Source organism: Streptomyces sp. NBC_01232, assembly GCF_035989885.1.
Taxonomy (GTDB): Bacteria; Actinomycetota; Actinomycetes; order Streptomycetales; family Streptomycetaceae; genus Streptomyces.
In genome coordinates, this window is the sequence record NZ_CP108518.1 from 5,739,671 (window position 1) to 5,759,027 (window position 19,357).

Below are 19,357 nucleotides of genomic sequence, written 5' to 3' on the forward strand. Positions count from 1 at the left end.
GAACTGCGGTCTTGGGTACTGAGACGGCGCCGTACGGGTTTCCGTACGGCGGACGTGGTGCGTGGGGCTACTTCTGCCGCTTGTAGAACGGCAGCGCCACGACCTCGTACGGCTCATGCGTACCGCGAATGTCGATGCCGACGCCGGAGGTACCGGGCGCGGCGTGCGCCGCGTCCACGTACGCCATCGCGATCGGCTTGCCCAGCGTCGGGGACGGGGCGCCGGAGGTGACCTCACCGATGACCTGGCCGTCGGCGACGACCGGGAACCCGGCGCGCGGAACGCGGCGCCCCTCGGCGATCAGACCGACCAGCTTGCGCGGCGCCTTGGTGGCGGCGCGCTCGGCGGCGGCCTCCAGGGCGGCGCGGCCGACGAAGTCCCCCTCCTTCTCGAACTTCACGACCCGGCCCAGGCCCGCGTCGAACGGGGTGAGGGAGGTCGTCAGCTCGTGCCCGTACAGCGGCATGCCCGCTTCCAGGCGCAGGGTGTCGCGGCAGGACAGGCCGGCCGGCACCAGGCCGACGCCCTCGCCCGCCTTGGTCAGCGCCTGCCACAGCTCCACGGCGTGCTCGGGGGCGACGAACAGCTCGAAGCCGTCCTCGCCGGTGTAGCCGGTACGCGCGATCAGCGCGGGCACGCCCGCGACGGTGCCCGGCAGGCCGGCGTAGTACTTCAGGCCGTCCAGGTCGGCGTCGGTCAGGGACGCCAGGATGCCGGGGGACTCCGGACCCTGCACCGCGAGCAGCGCGTACGCGTCACGGTCGTCGCGGACCTCGGTGTCGAAGCCGGCGGCGCGCTCGGTCAGGGCGTCCAGGACGACCTGGGCGTTGGAGGCGTTGGCGACGACCATGTACTCGGTCTCGCCGAGGCGGTAGACGATCAGGTCGTCGACGATCCCGCCGTCCTCCTGACAGATGTGCGTGTAGCGGGCGCGGCCGACGCCGACGGTGGAGATGTTGCCGACCAGCGCGTAGTCCAGGGCCTTGACGGCCTCCGGGCCGGTGAGCGTGATCTCGCCCATGTGGGACAGGTCGAAGAGACCGGCCCTGGTGCGTACGGCGTTGTGCTCGTCGCGCTCGCTGGCGTACCGCAGCGGCATGTCCCAGCCCGCGAAGTCGGTCATGGTCGCACCGAGAGAGCGGTGCAACGCATCGAGGGCGGTCAGGCGGGGGGCAGTGCTCATGGGTGTGGCTCCCGGGTCCCAGGGCATCGACATGACATGACGAGGACGTTCCTCCCCATCTGTCATCGGAACCTGAGAGGTTCGCCGAGAGTTCCACCGATCAGCAGATCGCCGGATTTCATCGACTTGCACCTTGGGTGGAGCTGCGCAGCAGCTCGCTTTTCAGATCTGCCTCATCCACGCGGTACGGGGCCTGAGAGATTCAAGGGAGGTTCTTGCTCCTTCGGCGCCCGCGCACGGCCTTGCGGCGTGCCGGGACTCTCCCGCGCGGATTCAAGCGGCCTGTATGCAGTTGGTCCAGATGGCGCACATCATTGCACGCCATGCCCGAGATCGGGCGGCGGGGTCCGAAAGTTCGTACGGCCCTCCGAAGGGGCCGACCGGAACCGGCCCCGCCGGATTACCGTCTCTTTACACTCAGTGGGCAAGGGTCCTGGTGACCCGATTCGGGGGAGGCGAACACTGTGCGGAGATTCGGAGTGGTGACGACGACGGGAACCGTGGACGCGGTGCCGGCGCAGCGCGGCGCGCGCGAGCGCAGGAGGGCGGCCGACGCGGGCCTCGGCCTCGTCCGTGACCTGCGCGGACCGGCCGTACGCGCCCCGCAGTCGCTCGGCTTCGCGGCCGGGGACATCGTCGTGGTGTCCGGCCTGCCCGGTGGCGGCAAGAGCACCCTGATCAAGCGGGCGGCCGCCGAGGGCGGGGCGGTCGACTCCCAGGACACCCGTGAGCGCTGGGAGCAGCGGATGCCCGCGGCACTCCCGTACGCCGTGTACCGGCCGCTGGTGCGCGCCGCGCACTACTGGGGGCTGTGGCAGATCCTGCGCTCCGGGGCCTCCGTGGTCGTCCACGACTGCGGCACGCAGAGCTGGGTACGGGGCCTGCTCGCAGCCGCCGCCCGTCGCCGAGGCCGGGCGCTGCACCTGCTGCTGCTGGACAGCAGCCCCGAGGAGGCGCTCTCCGGACAGGCCGCGCGCGGCCGCCGGGTCTCCGTGTACGCCTTCGCGCGCCACCGCGGCGCGGTGACCCGGCTGCTCCGCGAGGCCGAAGCGGGCCGGCCGCCCGCGGGCTGCGCCTCGGCGACCCTGCTGGACCGCCGCTCGGCCGCCGCCGTGACCGGGATCCACTTCCACGGCTGAGCCCCAGCGGACGGCACGTGGCCGGGCCCGATAGCCTCGGCACGACACGCGCGGGATTCCAGACAGGGGCAGGGGCAGATGCAGGGCAGCGGCTGGCCGGGAAATGAGCTGGAGCAGGTGCTCGGGGCGGCGCTGGGGCAGCCGGACGCCGGGGGGCGGATCCTGGAGGTCCTCGGGCGCAGCCGGGTCTGGGTGCCGCTGCCGGGCGGCAGCGGCCGGGCGACGGCCGGCCTCGACCTGCCCACCATGGACATCGGCGGGGCGGCGTACGTGCCCGTCTACAGCTCCGAGGCCCAGTTCCTCGCCTGCGTCGGCCCCGGCATGGACTTCGCGGTGGCTCCCGCCGTCGAGTTCGCCCGCGGCCTGCCCCCGCAGCTCGGCATCGCCCTGAACCCCGAGGGGGCCGTCGGGGTACCGCTCCCGCCGCCCGCCGTCGCGGAGCTGTGCCGTGCGGGCCGCGGCCCGCTCGACGGCCCTGCCACCGGCGGCCGCGTCCGGCTCTACGAGCCCGACTGGCAGGAGGACCCGGTGGACTTCCTGGCCGCCGCCACGGAGGAGTTCCGGGCCACGGGGGTGGTCGCCGCCGCGCACCGCTGCCTCGCCAGCGTCGAGGGCGGGGCGCCCCAGCTGTTCATCGGTGTCCGCCTGGTGGGATGGGAACCGGAGATGCAGAGCGCTCCGATGGAGGCCCTCGGGCGGGCCCTGACGCGCGTCCCGCCGCCGTGGCCCGTCCAGTTGATCCTGCTCGATGCCGCCCAGGACCCGGTCACGGACTGGATTCGTGAGCGCGTACGCCCCTTCTACCTGCCGTAGGGCCGCTTAAGCTGGTTACATCTCCTGGCCGCACGCGCGACTGCCGGTTCGGAGGACACGCGTGGAGCGACGGGCGGACGAAGAGGGGTACCGGGTGAGTGCGTCAGGCACGGCCGCGGCCGGGCAGGTCGAGCACATGATGCGCCAGGTGACTCCCGGGCGCTATGAGAGTTACGAGTCACTCCTGCACGCCCTCTCCGAGGGCCGGCTGTGGATGCTGCTCTGGCAGGGGCAGCCGGGATCCCCGGACGCCCAGTACGGGGGCATGGAGGTCGAAAGCCTCGGCTACGCGCCCTGCGTCACCTCCCCCCAGGAGCTGGCGGCCAGTGGCTGGAACAGGGGCTACGAGGTGGTCACCGGGCGGGACATCGCCCGCGCGCTGTACCCGGACCGCTGGGGGCTGTGGCTCAACCCGCACGCCCAGGGCGGCGGCCTCGGCGTGCCCTGGGCCGACCTGCGCCGGATCGCCACGGGCCTCGACCGGATGCCGGCCGGACCGCTGCGGCTGTCCGAGCCCGCGATCGAGCTCCCGCAGTTCTACGGACTGCTGACCCAGCACGCGCACCGCACCCCGGCCGTCCGGTCGCTGCGCCGCGCCTGGGTGCAGCCCGCGCTCGGATCGCCGTACCTCGCGGTCGGGCTCGACCTGTACGACGCCTCCGCGCCCGCGCTGGAATCCGTACGGGAGATGATGCGGCAGTCGGTCGGGGTGGTCCCCGAGGGGGTGCCGGTGTGCACGGTCGCGCTCGGGGACGAGCACGACCCCGTCGCCATGTGGCTGCGCGCGCAGACCCGCCCCTTCTACGACCGCGAGGGCCAGGCGCCGGCGTACTGACCCGGCGCGGGACCCGCCCCGACGACGGGCGGAGCCGCGTTCCGCGATATCCGCATATTGAGACATCCATCTCGAAGGCCGCACCGGTCCCATCGGTGCGGCCTTCGGCATATCCGGTGATTGCGCCCAAGATCCATGGCCGAAAGGGCAGTTGGGCCGGATGTCCGTTCCGCGCAGAACGGGCGGTGTTTCACCGCTCAACAGGTCCCGGGGTTCGGATAACGGAAGGTGTAGGCGTAGATCACGGTTGCGCATCACATCCCCGGCAGGTCTGGCGGGCGCTCGAGAGGGCGTTGAAGACTCCACCCCACCGAAGGCCGGGCCAACCGGGCCCGCCGCAAGGAACAGCTCTTCAGGCTGACTTCGGACTCGCCGCACCACCCACGCCGACGCAGCCGCCGGCACGCACCACCAGTGCCACCGATGTGAACCAAGCCGCTACGGCGGCGGCCAGGGCCGGCGACCGTCGGCCGAGAGGGGTCCCCACCACGATGACGGCTTCACCCACAGCGCCCAGTGAGCCGGTGCTCACGCAGCCCGACGGGACATCCGGCGGGGCGACGCAGAAGCGGATCGAGGGACGTTCGCTCGGCCGCATCGCGTGGATCAGACTCAAGCGCGACAAGGTGGCGATGGCCGGCGGCACCGTCGTGCTGCTGCTCGTGGTGCTGGCCATGCTCTCGCAGCCGATCCAGTGGATGTTCGGACTGGACCCGGACGCCCTGCACCAGGACCTCATCGACCCCTCCCTGGCGACCCCCATCGGCTCCTTCGGCGGCATCAGCTGGGAGCACCCGCTCGGCGTGGAGCCGAAGTTCGGCCGCGACATAGCCACCCGCATCCTGGAAGGCTCCTGGGTCTCCCTGCTGGTCGCCTTCGGATCGACCCTGGTCTCGGTCTTCATCGGCTCCGTGCTCGGCGTCATCGCCGGCTACTACGGAGGCTGGGCCGACACGGTCATCAGCCGCATGATGGACACCTTCCTGGCCTTCCCGCTGCTGCTCTTCGCGATCTCCATCTCGGCCGCCCTCCAGGGCGGGGCCTTCGGCCTCGAGGGGCTGCCGCTGCACATCAGCGTGCTGATCTTCGTGATCGGCTTCTTCAGCTGGCCCTACATCGGACGCATCGTGCGCGGCCAGACGCTCTCGCTGCGCGAGCGGGAGTTCGTCGACGCGGCCCGCAGCCTCGGAGCCCGCGGCCCCTTCATCGTCTTCCGGGAGCTGCTGCCGAACCTGGTCGCCCCGATCCTCGTCTACTCCACGCTGCTCATCCCGACCAACATCCTGTTCGAGGCCTCCCTGAGCTTCCTCGGCGTGGGTATCCAGCCACCGCAGGCCTCATGGGGCGGAATGCTCAGCTCCGCCGTGGACTACTACAAGGTCGACCCGATGTTCATGGTCGTCCCGGGCATGGCGATCTTCCTCACCGTGCTCGCCTTCAACCTCCTCGGCGACGGTCTGCGCGACGCCCTGGACCCCAAGAGCTCGCGCTGACCCACCCGTTCCTCGGGCACCCGGCCGAGGCTCCGCCAGTACCCACCATCACTCCGAATCAGGGGGCATCACTCCGCCATGAGAAGCAGGTCGAGAACAGCCGCGGTGCTTGCCGCCGCCATCACCGTCGTCCTCACCGCCTCCGCCTGCAATGGTGGTGACAAGACCGGCGGCGACGACAAGTCGGCCGGCGCCAACGCCGCAGTCAAGGCCGTCGTCAACGCCGCGGACAAGAAGGGCGGGACGGTCGTCTACGAGGCGTCCGACACCCCCGACTCCTTCGACCCCGGCAACACGTACTACGGCTTCGTCTTCAACTTCAGCCGCCTGTACGCGCGTCCGCTGACCACCTTCGCGCCCGCCCCGGGCGCCGAGGGCAACAAGGTGGTCCCGGACCTCGCCGAGGGCCTCGGCACGCCGAGCGACGGCGGCGCCACCTGGACGTACAAGCTGCGCAAGGGCGTCAAGTACAGCGACGGCTCGCTGGTCACCTCCAAGGACGTCAAGTACGCGGTCGAGCGCAGCAACTTCGCGCGTGACGTGCACTCCAACGGTCCGAACTACCTCGCGCAGTACCTCAAGAACAACGAGACCCCGTACGAGGGCCCGTACAAGGACAAGTCCGACACCGGACTGCAGTCCATCGAGACCCCCGACGACCAGACGATCGTCTTCAAGCTGAAGCAGCCCTTCGCCGAGTTCGACTACCTGCTGGCGAACCCGCAGTCGGCCCCCGTGCCGAAGGCCAAGGACAACGGCGCGGACTATGTGAAGAACATCGTCTCCTCCGGCTCGTACATGTTCGAGAGCTACGAGCACGACAAGCAGGCCGTCCTGGTCCGCAACCCCAACTGGGACGCCTCCACGGACCCGCTGCGCAAGCAGCTCCCGGAGAAGATCGTCGTCAAGCTGAAGGTCAACCAGGAGACGATCGACTCCAACCTGAAGGCCGGCAACACCCACATCGACATCGTCGGTAACGGTGTGGCCCAGCAGACCCAGACCGAGCTGCTGACCTCGAAGGACCCGAACACCGACAACGCCGAGGGTGGTCGCCTGGTCTACATGGCGATGAACACCAAGGTGGCCCCGTTCGACAACGTGGAGTGCCGCAAGGCGGTCCAGTACGCGATCGACAAGGTGTCGGTGCAGACCGCCTTCGGCGGCCCGATCCGCGGCGCCATCGCCAGCACCGTCCTGCCGACCGACATCCCGGGTCACGTGGACTTCAACACCTACAAGACCCCCGATGACAAGGGCGACGAGGCCAAGGCCAAGGCCGCGCTGACCGCCTGCGGCCAGCCGAACGGCTTCGAGACCACCATCACCGCGCGCAACGACCGCGCCGGCGAGGTCGACATGGCCACGGCCATCCAGGCGTCCCTGAAGAAGATCGGGATCACGGTCAAGATCCAGCAGTTCCCGGCCGGCAAGTACTTCAGTGACTACGCGGGTGTCCCGAAGTTCACCGAGGACAACAAGATCGGCCTCATGATGATGCAGTGGGGCGCCGACTGGCCGAGCGGCTTCGGCTTCCTCCAGCAGGTCGTCCACGGTGACGCGATCAGCAAGACGGGCAACACCAACCTGTCGCAGCTGAACGACCCCGAGATCAACAAGCTGCTGAACGACAACATCGCCAACACCGACGCCGCCGCGCGCGAGAAGGTCTACGGCGAGATCGACAAGAAGGTCATGGACCAGGCGGTCATCGTGCCCCTGACCTACTTCAAGGTGCTGCACTACCGCTCGCCCAAGCTCACCAACGTGGTCTCCAACCCGGCGTGGAGCGGTCAGTACGACTACCTCAACATCGGCCTGAAGTAACCCCGGGCCGTAAGTCCGAAGGCAGTTTGACCCTCTCAGCCAGATCTGCCAGAACCGTGGAAGGCAGGTGAAGGCAGCAGTGCGCGCCGGTCCGTCCCGCGCCCCCGACCGGGGAGCGGGGCGGACCGGCGGACGCCGAAGCCGACCCCCGTGTTTGTGTACATCGTCCGGCGGCTGTTCGCCGCGGTGTTCCTGCTGCTCGTTGTCAGCGCGATCACCTTCGCGATCTTCTTCCTGCTGCCCCGGCTGGCCGGCGGCACGGCCGACTCGCTGGCCACCCAGTACGTGGGCAAGAACCCCTCGCCCGAGTCCATCGCCGCGGTCAAGAAGAACCTCGGTTTCGACCAGCCCCTGTACGCGCAGTACTGGGACTTCCTGAGGGGCATATTCGCGGGCCGCGAGTTCAACTACGGCCCCGACCCTTCGCAGTGCAACGCCCCCTGCCTCGGCTACTCCTTCAAGGACCACGTCGAGGTCTGGCCCGACATCGTCACCCGGCTGCCCGTCACCGCCTCCCTCACTCTGGGAGCCGCTTTCATCTGGCTGATCACGGGTGTCACCACCGGCGTGGTCTCGGCCCTGCGGCCGGGCTCGCTGTTCGACCGGCTCGCGATGGGCGTGGCCCTCGCCGGCGTCTCGCTGCCGATGTTCTTCACCGGCACGCTCTCGCTGGCCGTGTTCGTCTTCAACTGGCCCATGTTCACCAATGTGTACGTGGACTTCTCCGAGGATCCGGCGGCCTGGTTCCAGGGGCTGGTGCTGCCCTGGTGCACGCTCGCCTTCCTCTACTCCGCGCTCTACGCCCGGCTCACCCGGGCCGGAATGCTGGAGACCATGAGCGAGGACTACATCCGCACCGCGCGCGCCAAGGGCCTGCGCGAGCGGGTGGTCGTCACCCGCCACGGGCTGCGCTCCGCGCTGACCCCGATCGTGACCATCTTCGGCATGGACTTCGGGCTGCTCCTCGGCGGCGCCATCGTCACCGAGACGGTCTTCTCGTACCACGGCATCGGTGAGTACGCGTACCACGCCATCGCGGTGAACGACCTGCCGAAGATCCTCGGGGTGACCCTCTTCGCCGGATTCTTCATCGTGCTGTGCAACCTGGTGGTCGACCTCGTCTACGCCATCATCGACCCGAGGGTGAGGCTGTCGTGACCGATCCGACTCCGAAGGGGAGCGAGGCCGGCGCCGGCGACCGCGCCACCGACACCGCCACCACCGGCACCACCACCGCCCTCGCGGCGGTACCGGGCGACGGCCGTCCCGCCGAGGCCTTCCTCGACGTACGCGACCTCAAGGTCCACTTCCCCACCGACGACGGCGTCGTCAAATCGGTCGACGGGCTCTCCTTCCAGCTGGACAAGGGCCAGACCCTCGGCATCGTGGGCGAGTCCGGCTCCGGCAAGTCGGTCACCTCGCTGGCCGTCATGGGCCTGCACCGGGTGGGCAACGCCAGCCGCTCCACCGTCGAGATGTCGGGCGAGATCTGGCTCGGCGGCAAGGAACTGCTGTCGGCCGAACCCGAGGAGGTGCGCCGGCTGCGGGGCCGCGACATGGCGATGATCTTCCAGGACCCGCTGAGCGCGCTGCACCCGTACTACACGATCGGCTCCCAGATCGTGGAGGCGTACCGCGTCCACAACGACGTGGACAAGAAGACGGCGCGCAAGCGGGCCGTCGAGATGCTCGACCGGGTGGGCATCCCCGAGCCGGGCAAGCGCGTCGACGACTATCCGCACCAGTTCTCGGGCGGCATGCGCCAGCGCGCGATGATCGCGATGTCGCTGGTCAACAACCCCGACCTGCTGATCGCGGACGAGCCGACCACGGCCCTGGACGTCACCGTGCAGGCGCAGATCCTGGACCTGATCCGTGATCTGCAGAAGGAGTTCGGCTCGGCCGTCATCATGATCACGCACGACCTCGGGGTCGTGGCGGAGATGGCCGACGAGATCCTCGTGATGTACGGCGGCCGGTGCGTCGAGCGGGGCACCGCCGAGAAGGTGTTCTACGAGCCCCGCCACCCCTACACCTGGGGCCTGCTGGGCTCGATGCCGCGCATCGACCGCGAGCAGAGCGAGCGCCTCATCCCGGTCAAGGGCTCCCCGCCCAGCCTCATCAACATCCCGGACGGCTGTGCCTTCAACCCGCGCTGCCCGTACGCCGACGTGCCCAAGGGCAACGTGACGCGTACGGTCCGGCCCGAGCTCACACAGGACGACAGCCGTCACTGGTCCGCCTGCCACATGTCGCAGGACGAGCGGACCCGGATCTGGACCGAAGAGATTGCGCCGAAGCTGTGACCGATACGCCTGAGATGAAGAAGACGGACACGGTCGTCATCCCCGCGCAGGCCAAGGAGTCACCCGAGGTCCTGCTCAAGGTCACCAGCCTGGCGAAGCACTTCCCGATCACCAAGGGGCTGATCCGGCGCCAGGTGGGCGCGGTCAAGGCCGTCGACGGCCTCGACTTCGACGTCCGGCGCGGTGAGACCCTCGGCATCGTGGGCGAGTCCGGTTGCGGGAAGTCGACGATGGGCCGGCTGATCACGCGGCTGCTGGAGCCGACCGGCGGTTCCATCGAGTTCGAGGGCAAGGACATCACGCACCTGGGGGTGTCGGGCATGCGCCCGCTGCGCCGCGACGTGCAGATGATCTTCCAGGACCCCTACGGCTCGCTGAACCCCCGCCACACGGTGGGCACCATCGTCAGCGCGCCGTTCAAGCTCCAGAAGGTCACCCCGGAAGGCGGGCTCAAGGCGGAGGTCCAGCGGCTGCTGTCGCTCGTGGGTCTCAACCCCGAGCACTACAACCGCTACCCGCACGAGTTCTCCGGCGGCCAGCGCCAGCGCATCGGCATCGCCCGGGCCCTGGCGCTGAAGCCGAAGCTGGTGGTCGCGGACGAGCCCGTCTCGGCGCTGGACGTGTCGATCCAGGCCCAGGTGGTGAACCTGCTGGACGACCTCCAGGACGAGCTGGGTCTCACCTACGTGATCATCGCGCACGACCTGTCGGTCATCCGGCACGTCTCGGACCGCATCGCGGTGATGTACCTCGGCAAGATCGTCGAGCTCGCCGACAACAAGTCGCTGTACGGGGCGCCCATGCACCCGTACACCACGGCCCTGATGTCGGCCGTGCCGGTGCCCGACCCGAGGCGGCGCGGCGCCAAGAGCGGCCGCATCCTGCTCAAGGGCGACGTGCCGTCGCCGATCTCACCGCCGAGCGGCTGCCGCTTCCACACCCGGTGCTGGAAGGCCACGCAGATCTGCGCCACGCAGGAACCGCCGCTGCTGGCGCTGAAGCCGGGCCACCAGGTGGCCTGCCACCACCCGGAGAACGCCGCGGACCAGGCCCCGGGCGACCAGCCCCTGCCGGGCGCGGCGGACGCGGTGGCGACGGTCACGGAGTAACCGCTCCGGCAGGCACGGCCCTGCCCGGCAATCCGGGCAGGGCCGCACATGTCCAGCCTCGTCGGCGTGTGAGGCGCGGGGTCCGGGGCGGAGCCCCGGGTCCTGAAGCCGCACCGGCCCGCGGCCCGAGCCCCCCCCGGCGGAGCCGAGCGGCCCGTCCCCCGGCGGGAGCCGAGCGGCCGAGGGGCGACAATGGCCCGGTGCTCCACGATCTCTTCCCGCCCGGGATCCAGCATGCCCTGGACCTCGCCGGCATCTTCGTCTTCGCCACCGCAGGCGCCCTGCTCGCCGTCCGCAAGAACTTCGACGTCTTCGGCATCGTCGTCCTCGCCCTGGTCACGGCCCTGGGCGGCGGTCTCTTCCGCGACCTCGTCATCGGCGCCGTGCCGCCCGCCGCCTTCGGTGAGCTCAGCTTCTTCGTCACCCCGCTGGTCGCCGCCGCGATCGTCTACTTCCTGCACCCCGAGGTCCAGCGGATCAACCGCGCCATCAACGTCTTCGACGCGGCCGGCCTCGGACTGTTCTGCGTGACGGGCACGACCAAGGCCTACGAGTACGGCCTCGGTCTCACCGCCTCCGCGGCGCTCGGCGTCACCACGGCCGTCGGCGGCGGCGTCCTGCGCGACGTGCTGGTGAACGAGGTGCCCTCGCTGCTGCGCGACCGCGAGATGTACGCCGTGCCCGCCCTCGTCGGGGCCACGATGGTCGCCGTCTTCATCAGCATGGACGCGCTCAACGGCATCACCACGGGCCTGGCGATCGTCACCACCTTCGTTCTCCGCCTGCTCGCCATGCGCTACCACTGGCGGGCGCCGCTGGCCTGGAACCGGCGGTCGTCGGTGGCCGAAGAGCCGTAACAAAAGAAAGCTACCGCTTAGTAGCAAGCCGGTGTACCGTCGTTTGCATGTCACACGCAGCTGCCAAGGCATTCATCGGCGACAGTGAGTTCGACCGCGACACCGCCATCACCGCACGCGCGGGCGAGCCCGGGGTGTACGACGCGGAACTCTCCGCCGGCTGGACGATCATCGCCGCCGTGAACGGCGGCTACCTGCTGGCCCTGGTCGGCCGGGCCCTGTCGGCGGCCCTCCCGCACCCGGACCCGTTCACCGTCTCCGCGCACTACCTGACCTCATCCGTGCCCGGCCCCGCCGTGATCCGCACGCAGGTCGTCCGCGTCGGCCGCACCCTCTCCACGGGCCAGGCCTCGCTGTTCCAGTACGACGAGAACGGCGTCGAGATCGAGCGCATCCGCGTCCTCGCCTCCTACGGCGACCTCGCGGCCCTGCCGGACGACGTACGGACCGTCGCCGTGCCGCCCGCCATCCCCGCCTACGAGGACTGCATCGGCCCCGAGGCCGGCCCGGCCCCGATCCCCGGCAGCTCCGCCATCGTGGACCGGCTGCGCCTGCGGCTGGACCCGGCGACCGCCGGCTGGGCCGTCGGTGCGCCGTCCGGCAAGGGCGAGATGCGGGCCTGGTTCGAGCTGGCCGACGGCCGCGACGCCGACCCGCTGTCCATCCTCCTGGCCGTGGACGCGCTGCCGCCGACCGCCTTCGACCTCGGCCTGGTGGCCTGGACCCCGACGGTGGAACTCACCACCCACGTCCGGCGCCGCCCGGCCCCCGGCCCGCTCCGGGTCTCCATCACCACCCGCAACCTGGCCGGCGGCTTCCTGGAGGAGGACGCGGAGGTCTGGGACTCGTCGGACCACCTGGTCGCCCAGTCCCGCCAGCTGGCCCGCGCCCTGCGCCCGGCCTGACCGCTCCCCGATCCGGCCGGCAGCGCACTCCCCGGGAGTGCCGTGCCGGCCATCACGGGGTCCCGCGGCGCAAGGGGCCACCGGTCGACTCGTAGAATCGGGGGATCATGGCCTACCTCGACCACGCCGCCACCACCCCGATGCTGCCGGAGGCCGCCGCGGCGATGACCGCGCAGTTCGCCGCCACGGGGAACGCCTCCTCCCTGCACGCCGCCGGCCGCCGGGCCCGCCGTACCGTGGAGGAGGCCCGCGAGGCCTTCGCCGAGGCGGTCGGCGCCCGCCCCAGCGAGGTGGTCTTCACCGCCGGCGGCACGGAGGCCGACAACCTCGCCGTCAAGGGCCTCTACTGGGCCCGGCGCGACGCCGATCCCGCCCGGACCCGGGTCATCGCCAGTCCCGTCGAGCACCACGCCGTGCTCGACGCCGTCCACTGGCTCGCCGAGCACGAGGGCGCGCAGGTCGAGTACCTGCCCGTGGACCGCCACGGGCGCGTGCACGCCGACGCCTTCCGCGAAGCCGTCGGGCGCAACCCCGACGACGTGGCCCTGGCCACCGTGATGTGGGCCAACAACGAGATCGGCACCGTCATGCCGGTCCGCGAACTGGCCGCCATCGCCCGCGAGTCCGGGATCCCGCTGCACTCCGACGCCGTCCAGGCCTTCGGGCAGCTCGACGTCCACTTCGGCGACAGCGGCCTCGCCGCCATGACCGTCAGCGGCCACAAGATCGGCGGACCCTACGGCATCGGGGCACTGCTCCTCGGCCGGGACCAGAGCCCCGTACCCGTCCTGCACGGCGGCGGCCAGGAGCGGCACGTCCGTTCCGGCACCCTCGACGTACCGGCCGTCGCCGCCTTCGCCGTGGCCGCCGTGCTCGCCGCCGAACGGCGCGAGCGGTTCGCCGCCGAAATCGGCGCCCTGCGCGACGAACTGGTCGTCGCCGTCCGCGCGGCCGTGCCCGACGCCGTCCTCGGAGGAGACCCCGACGAGCGGCTCCCGGCCAATGCCCACTTCAGCTTCCCGGGCTGCGAGGGCGACTCCCTGCTGCTCCTGCTCGACGCGCAGGGCATCGAGTGCTCCACCGGATCCGCCTGCACCGCGGGCGTGGCCCAGCCGAGCCACGTCCTGCTGGCGACCGGTACCGACCCGCAGCTGGCCCGCGGCACCCTGCGCTTCTCCCTCGGCCACACCTCCACCAAGGAGGACGTCGCGGCCCTGGCCGCGGCCATCGGCCCGGCGGTGGAACGTGCCCGCACGGCGGGCCTCAGCTGACGGGGTCCCGCTCGTCGAGTGCCTGCTGCACCAGGCCGATGTACCGGTTCCAGTCCCAGTGGCGGCCGGGATCGGTGTGGTCGGCGCCCGGTACCTCGGAGTGGCCGACGATGTGGGCGCGGTCCGCCCGTATGCCGTACCGGCGGCAGATGCCTGCCGCCAGCCGGGCCGAAGCCGCGTACATCTCGTCCGTGAAGTCCTGCGGGCGGTCCACGAAGCCCACGTGCTCGATGCCGACGCTGCGCTCGTTCATCGAGCGGTTCCCGGCGTGGAAGGCCACGTCCAGCTCCCGCACCATCTGCTCCACATGGCCGTCCCCGCGCACTATGTAGTGCGCCGAGGCCTTGTGCCACGGATTCCGGAAGGCGTCCACCGAGGACTCGAAGCCGCCCTGTGTGACATGGACGACGATCCGGTCCACCCGGTAGTCGTCGGGCCGGTCCGCCATCCGCCAGTTCGCCGGCGAGGCCGCCGTCCAGTTCGCGCCCACGTGGTCGAGCTCGCCCTCCTTGCGCGGCTTGGCCACCCCCGGTATCAGCCACCAGCCCCGGGCGATCTCCTCCCGGCCGGCGACCCCCGCCACCGCGAGGACCCCGAGCCCGCCGAACAGCACGGCCCTGCGGGTCCGCCCCGGCGACTTCTGTCCCTTGTTCCCCTGCTCGACGATGTGATCCACCCCCCGTACCCCGATAACGCGCTGTGACCCCGCTCGGTTCCCCCGTACTCTGGACGGTGCTATGACTGAGAACCTGCCGCCCGCACACCGCCCGCTTCGCATCCTGGCCGCCATGTCCGGCGGAGTGGACTCCGCTGTCGCCGCCGCCCGTGCGGTCGAAGCCGGGCACGACGTGACCGGCGTCCACCTCGCGCTCTCCGCGAACCCGCAGTCCTTCCGGACCGGCGCCCGTGGCTGCTGCACCATCGAGGACTCCCGCGACGCCCGCCGCGCGGCCGACGTCATCGGCATCCCCTTCTACGTCTGGGACCTGGCCGAGCGCTTCCGCGAGGACGTGGTCGAGGACTTCATCTCGGAGTACGAGGCCGGGCGCACCCCGAACCCCTGCCTGCGCTGCAACGAGAAGATCAAGTTCGCGGCGCTGCTCGACAAGGCCCTCGCGCTCGGCTTCGACGCCGTCTGCACCGGCCACTACGCGACCGTCGTGCTGAACGAGGACGGCTCCCGCGAACTGCACCGCGCCTCCGACATGGCCAAGGACCAGTCCTACGTCCTCGGGGTCCTCGACGAGAAGCAGCTCGCCCACGCCCTCTTCCCCCTCGGTGACACCCTCACCACCAAGGAAGAGATCCGCGCCGAGGCCGAGGAGCGGGGGCTGGCCGTCGCGAAGAAGCCCGACAGCCACGACATCTGCTTCATCGCCGACGGCGACACCCAGGGCTTCCTCGCGAACCGCCTCGGCAAGGCCGAGGGCGACATCGTCGACGGGGCGACCGGCGAGAAGGTCGGCACTCACGACGGCGCCTTCGGCTTCACCATCGGCCAGCGCAAGGGCCTGCGCATCGGCCACCCCGCCCCCGACGGCAAGCCGCGCTACGTCCTCGACATCTCCCCGGTGAACAACACCGTCACCGTCGGCCCGGTCGAAGCCCTCGACGTCACGGCCCTCACCGCGATCCGCCCCCGCTGGTGCGGCGCCGTGGCCGCGGCCCCGGGCACGTACACCGCCCAGCTGCGCGCCCACGGAGGCGAGACCGAGGTCTTCGCCGAGGTCGTGGACGGCGAGCTGCGCGTCTCCTTCACCGAGCCGGTCCGGGGCGTCGCCCCCGGCCAGGCGATCGTGCTCTACGACGGCACCCGCGTGGTCGGCTCGGCCACCATCGCGACCACGACGCGGGCCGCCGCCACCGTCTGACCGGCCCCCTCCGCGCCACGACGCCGCGGTCCGTCCCCCCGGACGGGCCGCGGCGTCGCGCGGTGCGGATCAGGCCGCCGAATACCACACGGTGCCGCTGCCGCCGTGGTTCGCCAGGATGCTCGCGTTGATCTCCAGGATCGGCCGCCTCCCCTGGGCGGCGGACGCCTTTCTGGAGGACGCCTACCGGCGCGGCGTCCTGCGCCGCGTCGGCGTCGTCCACAGGTTCCGCCACGCCCGTCCGGAGCGTCACCTGCGCGGGCGGCCCACCGGCTGAGGGCCGCCCGGGGCGCAGCGCGCTCAGGCGACGGTCAGGACGATCTTGCCGGTGGTGCGGCCCTGCTCGCCGATCTCGTGGGCCTTGGCGGCCTGCTCCAGCGGCAGCACCGTGTCGACCAGCGGCTTCAGCAGGCCCTGCTCGACGAGGGCCGCGATCTCCTGCAGGCCGCCGAGGTCCGGCTCCACCAGCACCCAGGAGGCGTGCACGCCCTGCGGGTCGGCCGGGAGGGAGTCGGGGCCGGGCAGGGTCACCAGGTGGCCGCCGGTCTTGAGGACCTTCAGCGAGCGCTGCGTGTAGTCCCCGCCGATGGCGTCGATCACGACGTCCACGTCGGCGACGGCGTCCTCGAAGTCCGTGGTGCGGTAGTCGATCACCTCGTCGGCGCCGAGCTCGCGCAGCAGCTCGTGCTTGCCGGCGCTCGCGGTGCCGATCACGTAAGCGCCGCGGGCCTTGGCGATCTGCACCGCCAGGTGACCCACGCCGCCGGCCGCCGCGTGCACCAGCACCCGCTGCCCGGCGCTCACCCCGGCCGTGTCCACCAGGGCCTGCCAGGCGGTCAGCGCGGCCAGCGGCAGGGCCGCGGCCTGCACGTGGTCCAGCGTGGCCGGCTTGCGGGCGAAGTGCCGGGCGGGGCCCGTCACGTACTCGGCGTACGCGCCGGCCTGCTGCGGGAAGCGGGGCATCCCGTAGACCTCGTCGCCCGCCCGGTACAGGGTCACGCCCGGTCCCACGGCCTCGACGGTGCCGGACACGTCCCAGCCGACCGCCGGCACCGGGCCCCAGGGGATCAGGGCGCCGCTCTCGCGCGTCTTCCAGTCCACCGGGTTGACGCCGGCGGCGTGGACCCGGACCAGGACCTCGCCCATGCCGGGCTCCGGACGCTCGGCGTCCGTCTCGACGAGGACCTCGGGTCCGCCCCACTTGCTGATGACGACGGCGCGCATGACATGTCTCCTTGCTGGGTTCTCCGGTGCCGGTGTCCCGGCCGATGACCTCACTGTCTCCGCTCGCCGACCCCCGTAGTGTTGGCCGTACGGCCACCATGTGTCAGGATCTGGCCATGCACCGAATCGCCGTACTCGCCCTCGAAGGGGTCCCCCCGTTCGAGCTCGGCATCCCCTCCCGCGTCTTCGGCAACGCCCACGACGAGGCCGGGAATCCGCTCTACGAGGTGACCGTCTGCACCGCCGACGGCCTGCCCGTGACCAGCGACGCGGGCTTCACCGTCGGCGTCACGGCCGGCCCCGAGGCCCTCGCCGCCGCCGACACCGTGATCGTCACGCCCACCCACGCCATGGACGAGCTCGCGCACGGCGCCCCCCTGCCGCAACCGCTGACCGACGCCCTCGCCGCGATCCGGCCCGGCACCCGGCTGGTCTCCCTGTGCACCGGCTCCTACGTCCTCGCCGCCGCCGGGCTGCTCGACGGCCGGCCCGCCACCACCCACTGGCTGCACGCGCCCGAGTTCCAGCGCGGCTTCCCGCGCGTGCGGCTCGACGAGGAGGTCCTCTTCGTCGACGACGGCGACATCCTCACCTCGGCCGGCGTGGCGGCCGGCATCGACCTCTGCCTCTACCTGATCCGCCAGGACCACGGCACGGGCGTCGCCAACCGGGCCGCGCGGCTGTGCGTGGTCCCGCCCTGGCGGGACGGCGGCCAGGTCCAGTACATCGACCGGCCCGTCCCGGAGCCGACGCTCGCCACCACCACCGCCACCCGCGCCTGGGCCCTGGAACGCCTCGCCGAACCGGTCACCCTCGCCGAACTGGCCGCGCACGCCCGGATGAGCCTGCGCACCTTCACCCGGCGCTTCCGCGACGAAGTCGGCATGACCCCGGTGCAGTGGCTCACCGCCCAACGCCTGGAACTGGCGCGCCATTTGCTGGAATCCAGCGATCTCCCGGTCGACCTGGTCGCCCACCGTGCGGGCTTCGGATCGGCCAACTCCCTGCGCCAGCACATGCGTTCCACGCTCGGCGTCTCCCCGATCGCCTACCGGCGCACCTTCCAGCCCGCATCGGCATGACCTCGCAGGTCATCGCCGGCGCGGCCCTGTGCTGACAGGATCGGAGCAACGGCCCGCACTGGCGGGCCCGTTCACAGGGGGAGAGACCATGACCGCGTACGCCATCGCCCACATACGCCCCGACACCATGAACGAGGACGTCCTCGAGTACATCGAGCGGATCCCGTCGACGATGGAACCCTTCGGCGGCCGCTTCCTCGTCCACGGCAAGGAGGTCGAGGTCATGGAGGGCCCCTTCCCCGGCACCGTCGTCATGATCGGCTTCCCGGACATCGAGAGCGCCCGCGCCTGGTACGCCTCCGACGCCTACCGGGCCATCATCCCGCTGCGCACCGACCACATCCCGGGCGAGGTCATCCTGGTCGAGGGCGTCCCGGCCGACTACGACGCCCGGCGGACGGCCGCGGCCCTGCGCGAAGCCGCGGGGCCGCGATGAACCCGGTCGTCTACATCCTCGGCGGACCGGACGGATACGGGGCCACCGACGACGACTGGGGGGCCGGGGGCCTGGAACCCGACCTGCTGGCCGGTCCGGACTTCCTGTTGGCCCTGATGCGCCGGGGCCGCGCGTACGGACAGCCGTACTCCTGGCGGCCCGACGACGAGATCGACGCGGGCGTCGCGGTGGACCCGGACCGCAAGGTCCTGCGGCTGTTCGTCATGGAGGGCCCCCTCGTCGAGCCGTACACCCGCCGGGCCGCCTTCGCCCTCCTGCGGGCCGCCTGGCCCGGCTGGGAGGTCCACTGGATCTACGGCGCCCAGACCGGGCTGCGGAGCCACCTCGGCCTCGACCCCGCGGACGACGAGGACCGCGAGCGCCCGGCCTGGGCCGACGACCTCTTCGTCTCCCGGCCCGGGGTGCCGCACACCCCGGTTCCGGGCATGCCGTCCACCGTGGTGACCCTGGACGGCCCGGACCGCTGCCACCTGGTGGGCTACGGCTTCGACCACCCCGTCATGCACGGTCCGGCCCTGCTCGGCTTCCTGGACGGGGCGACGGACGAGGGCGGCCACCACGGGCTCGCCGAGGGCGGTGTGCACATCGACGCGCACCGCCGCCGGGTCGGCTGGTGGACCATCGGGACCCAGATCCACTCCGACACGGTGGCCGCGCGCTGGCCGGGCTGGACGGTCGAGTTCTGGGAGGACCGCTGGGCCGGGCATCGCGCGGCCTCGGGCGGCCGCTTCGATCCGGCCGAGCCGGACGACACGGCCGCGCTGATCTCCGTACGGGACGCGGCGCTGCGGCACTGGACGCCGATCCCCACCGATGAACGCGACGGGCTCCTCTGCCTGGCGGGACTCACCGGGAGGAGCCTCACCACCCGGCAGGCGCCGCCCGTTCGGGCCCGGATCGAGGCGGCGTACCGGCAGGCCGCGGGGGGATGACGGGGGATGACGAGGGATGACGGGGGATGACGGGGGGTGACAGGGGATGGCGG

19 protein-coding genes and 1 riboswitch are annotated in these 19,357 nt (G+C 71.4%); of the genes, 16 read left to right on the forward strand and 3 right to left on the reverse strand.

Annotated features, from left to right (window positions below; translation table 11 throughout):
* Positions 1–67: 67 nt before the first annotated feature.
* A complete protein-coding gene (gene gcvT, locus OG444_RS26715) occupies positions 68–1,183 on the reverse strand; it encodes a glycine cleavage system aminomethyltransferase GcvT (RefSeq protein ID WP_327264552.1) in 1,116 nt (371 codons plus the stop codon).
* Between the two features lie 172 nt (positions 1,184–1,355).
* Positions 1,356–1,459: riboswitch (glycine riboswitch) on the reverse strand.
* A 206-nt stretch (positions 1,460–1,665) separates the two neighbouring features.
* Here gcvT and OG444_RS26720 point away from each other — a divergent pair.
* From OG444_RS26720 to OG444_RS26770, 11 genes are all read left to right on the forward strand, one after another.
* Positions 1,666–2,322 carry an AAA family ATPase gene (locus OG444_RS26720; RefSeq protein ID WP_405790715.1) on the forward strand — a complete coding sequence of 219 codons (657 nt, stop codon included), beginning with the start codon at positions 1,666–1,668 and terminating at the stop codon, positions 2,320–2,322.
* A gap of 78 nt (positions 2,323–2,400) precedes the next feature.
* Positions 2,401–3,135, forward strand: a complete 735-nt coding sequence (locus tag OG444_RS26725; RefSeq protein ID WP_327264553.1) for an enhanced serine sensitivity protein SseB — start codon at positions 2,401–2,403, stop codon at positions 3,133–3,135.
* 94 nt (positions 3,136–3,229) lie between these two features.
* Positions 3,230–3,970 carry an enhanced serine sensitivity protein SseB C-terminal domain-containing protein gene (locus tag OG444_RS26730; RefSeq protein WP_301366361.1) on the forward strand — a complete coding sequence of 247 codons (741 nt, stop codon included), beginning with the start codon at positions 3,230–3,232 and terminating at the stop codon, positions 3,968–3,970.
* Between the two features lie 491 nt (positions 3,971–4,461).
* The gene (locus OG444_RS26735; RefSeq protein ID WP_327264554.1) at positions 4,462–5,463 is read left to right on the forward strand and encodes an ABC transporter permease; all 1,002 of its coding nucleotides are present in this window, start codon (positions 4,462–4,464) and stop codon (positions 5,461–5,463) included.
* 78 nt (positions 5,464–5,541) lie between these two features.
* Positions 5,542–7,290 carry an ABC transporter substrate-binding protein gene (locus OG444_RS26740; RefSeq protein WP_327264555.1) on the forward strand — a complete coding sequence of 583 codons (1,749 nt, stop codon included), beginning with the start codon at positions 5,542–5,544 and terminating at the stop codon, positions 7,288–7,290.
* A 150-nt stretch (positions 7,291–7,440) separates the two neighbouring features.
* Complete coding sequence (locus tag OG444_RS26745; RefSeq protein WP_327264556.1) at positions 7,441–8,448, forward strand: ABC transporter permease; 1,008 nt, start codon at positions 7,441–7,443, stop codon at positions 8,446–8,448.
* Positions 8,445–9,596, forward strand: coding sequence for an ABC transporter ATP-binding protein (locus OG444_RS26750; protein ID WP_327264557.1), 1,152 nt, complete (start codon positions 8,445–8,447; stop codon positions 9,594–9,596). The genes OG444_RS26745 and OG444_RS26750 overlap by 4 nt, the downstream gene beginning before the upstream one ends.
* A gap of 14 nt (positions 9,597–9,610) precedes the next feature.
* Positions 9,611–10,705: an ABC transporter ATP-binding protein gene (locus tag OG444_RS26755; RefSeq protein WP_327266945.1), complete on the forward strand. Its 1,095-nt coding sequence runs from the start codon at positions 9,611–9,613 to the stop codon at positions 10,703–10,705.
* A gap of 200 nt (positions 10,706–10,905) precedes the next feature.
* Positions 10,906–11,562 (forward strand): trimeric intracellular cation channel family protein, encoded by a 657-nt coding sequence (locus OG444_RS26760; RefSeq protein ID WP_327264558.1) that lies wholly within the window; start codon positions 10,906–10,908, stop codon positions 11,560–11,562.
* Positions 11,563–11,609: 47 nt separating this feature from the next.
* Positions 11,610–12,467, forward strand: a complete 858-nt coding sequence (locus tag OG444_RS26765) for a thioesterase family protein (protein ID WP_327264559.1) — start codon at positions 11,610–11,612, stop codon at positions 12,465–12,467.
* A gap of 107 nt (positions 12,468–12,574) precedes the next feature.
* Entirely contained in the window at positions 12,575–13,738 is a 1,164-nt protein-coding gene (locus OG444_RS26770) for a cysteine desulfurase family protein (protein ID WP_327264560.1), read from the forward strand.
* Here the strand turns inward: OG444_RS26770 and OG444_RS26775 are convergent.
* Complete coding sequence (locus OG444_RS26775; protein WP_327264561.1) at positions 13,731–14,414, reverse strand: N-acetylmuramoyl-L-alanine amidase; 684 nt, start codon at positions 14,412–14,414, stop codon at positions 13,731–13,733. The two genes, OG444_RS26770 and OG444_RS26775, sit on opposite strands and share 8 nt — an antisense overlap.
* A 61-nt stretch (positions 14,415–14,475) precedes the next feature.
* Here OG444_RS26775 and mnmA point away from each other — a divergent pair, with 61 nt between their 5' ends.
* Positions 14,476–15,609, forward strand: a complete 1,134-nt coding sequence (gene mnmA / locus OG444_RS26780; protein ID WP_327264562.1) for a tRNA 2-thiouridine(34) synthase MnmA — start codon at positions 14,476–14,478, stop codon at positions 15,607–15,609.
* A gap of 127 nt (positions 15,610–15,736) precedes the next feature.
* Positions 15,737–15,886 (forward strand): hypothetical protein, encoded by a 150-nt coding sequence (locus OG444_RS26785; protein WP_327264563.1) that lies wholly within the window; start codon positions 15,737–15,739, stop codon positions 15,884–15,886.
* Between the two features lie 23 nt (positions 15,887–15,909).
* On the opposite strand, the gene OG444_RS26790 is transcribed toward OG444_RS26785, so the two are convergent.
* Positions 15,910–16,833 (reverse strand): NADP-dependent oxidoreductase, encoded by a 924-nt coding sequence (locus OG444_RS26790; protein ID WP_327264564.1) that lies wholly within the window; start codon positions 16,831–16,833, stop codon positions 15,910–15,912.
* A gap of 116 nt (positions 16,834–16,949) precedes the next feature.
* On the opposite strand from OG444_RS26790, the gene OG444_RS26795 reads away from it, so the two are divergent.
* The 3 genes from OG444_RS26795 to OG444_RS26805 all read left to right on the forward strand — a co-directional run bounded on the left by OG444_RS26795 (position 16,950) and on the right by OG444_RS26805 (position 19,304).
* A complete protein-coding gene (locus OG444_RS26795; RefSeq protein WP_327264565.1) occupies positions 16,950–17,915 on the forward strand; it encodes a GlxA family transcriptional regulator in 966 nt (321 codons plus the stop codon).
* A gap of 88 nt (positions 17,916–18,003) precedes the next feature.
* Positions 18,004–18,351, forward strand: a complete 348-nt coding sequence (locus tag OG444_RS26800) for a DUF1330 domain-containing protein (RefSeq protein WP_327264566.1) — start codon at positions 18,004–18,006, stop codon at positions 18,349–18,351.
* Complete coding sequence (locus OG444_RS26805) at positions 18,348–19,304, forward strand: hypothetical protein (protein WP_327264567.1); 957 nt, start codon at positions 18,348–18,350, stop codon at positions 19,302–19,304. Before OG444_RS26800 ends, OG444_RS26805 begins: the two co-directional genes overlap by 4 nt.
* Positions 19,305–19,357 lie beyond the last annotated feature (53 nt).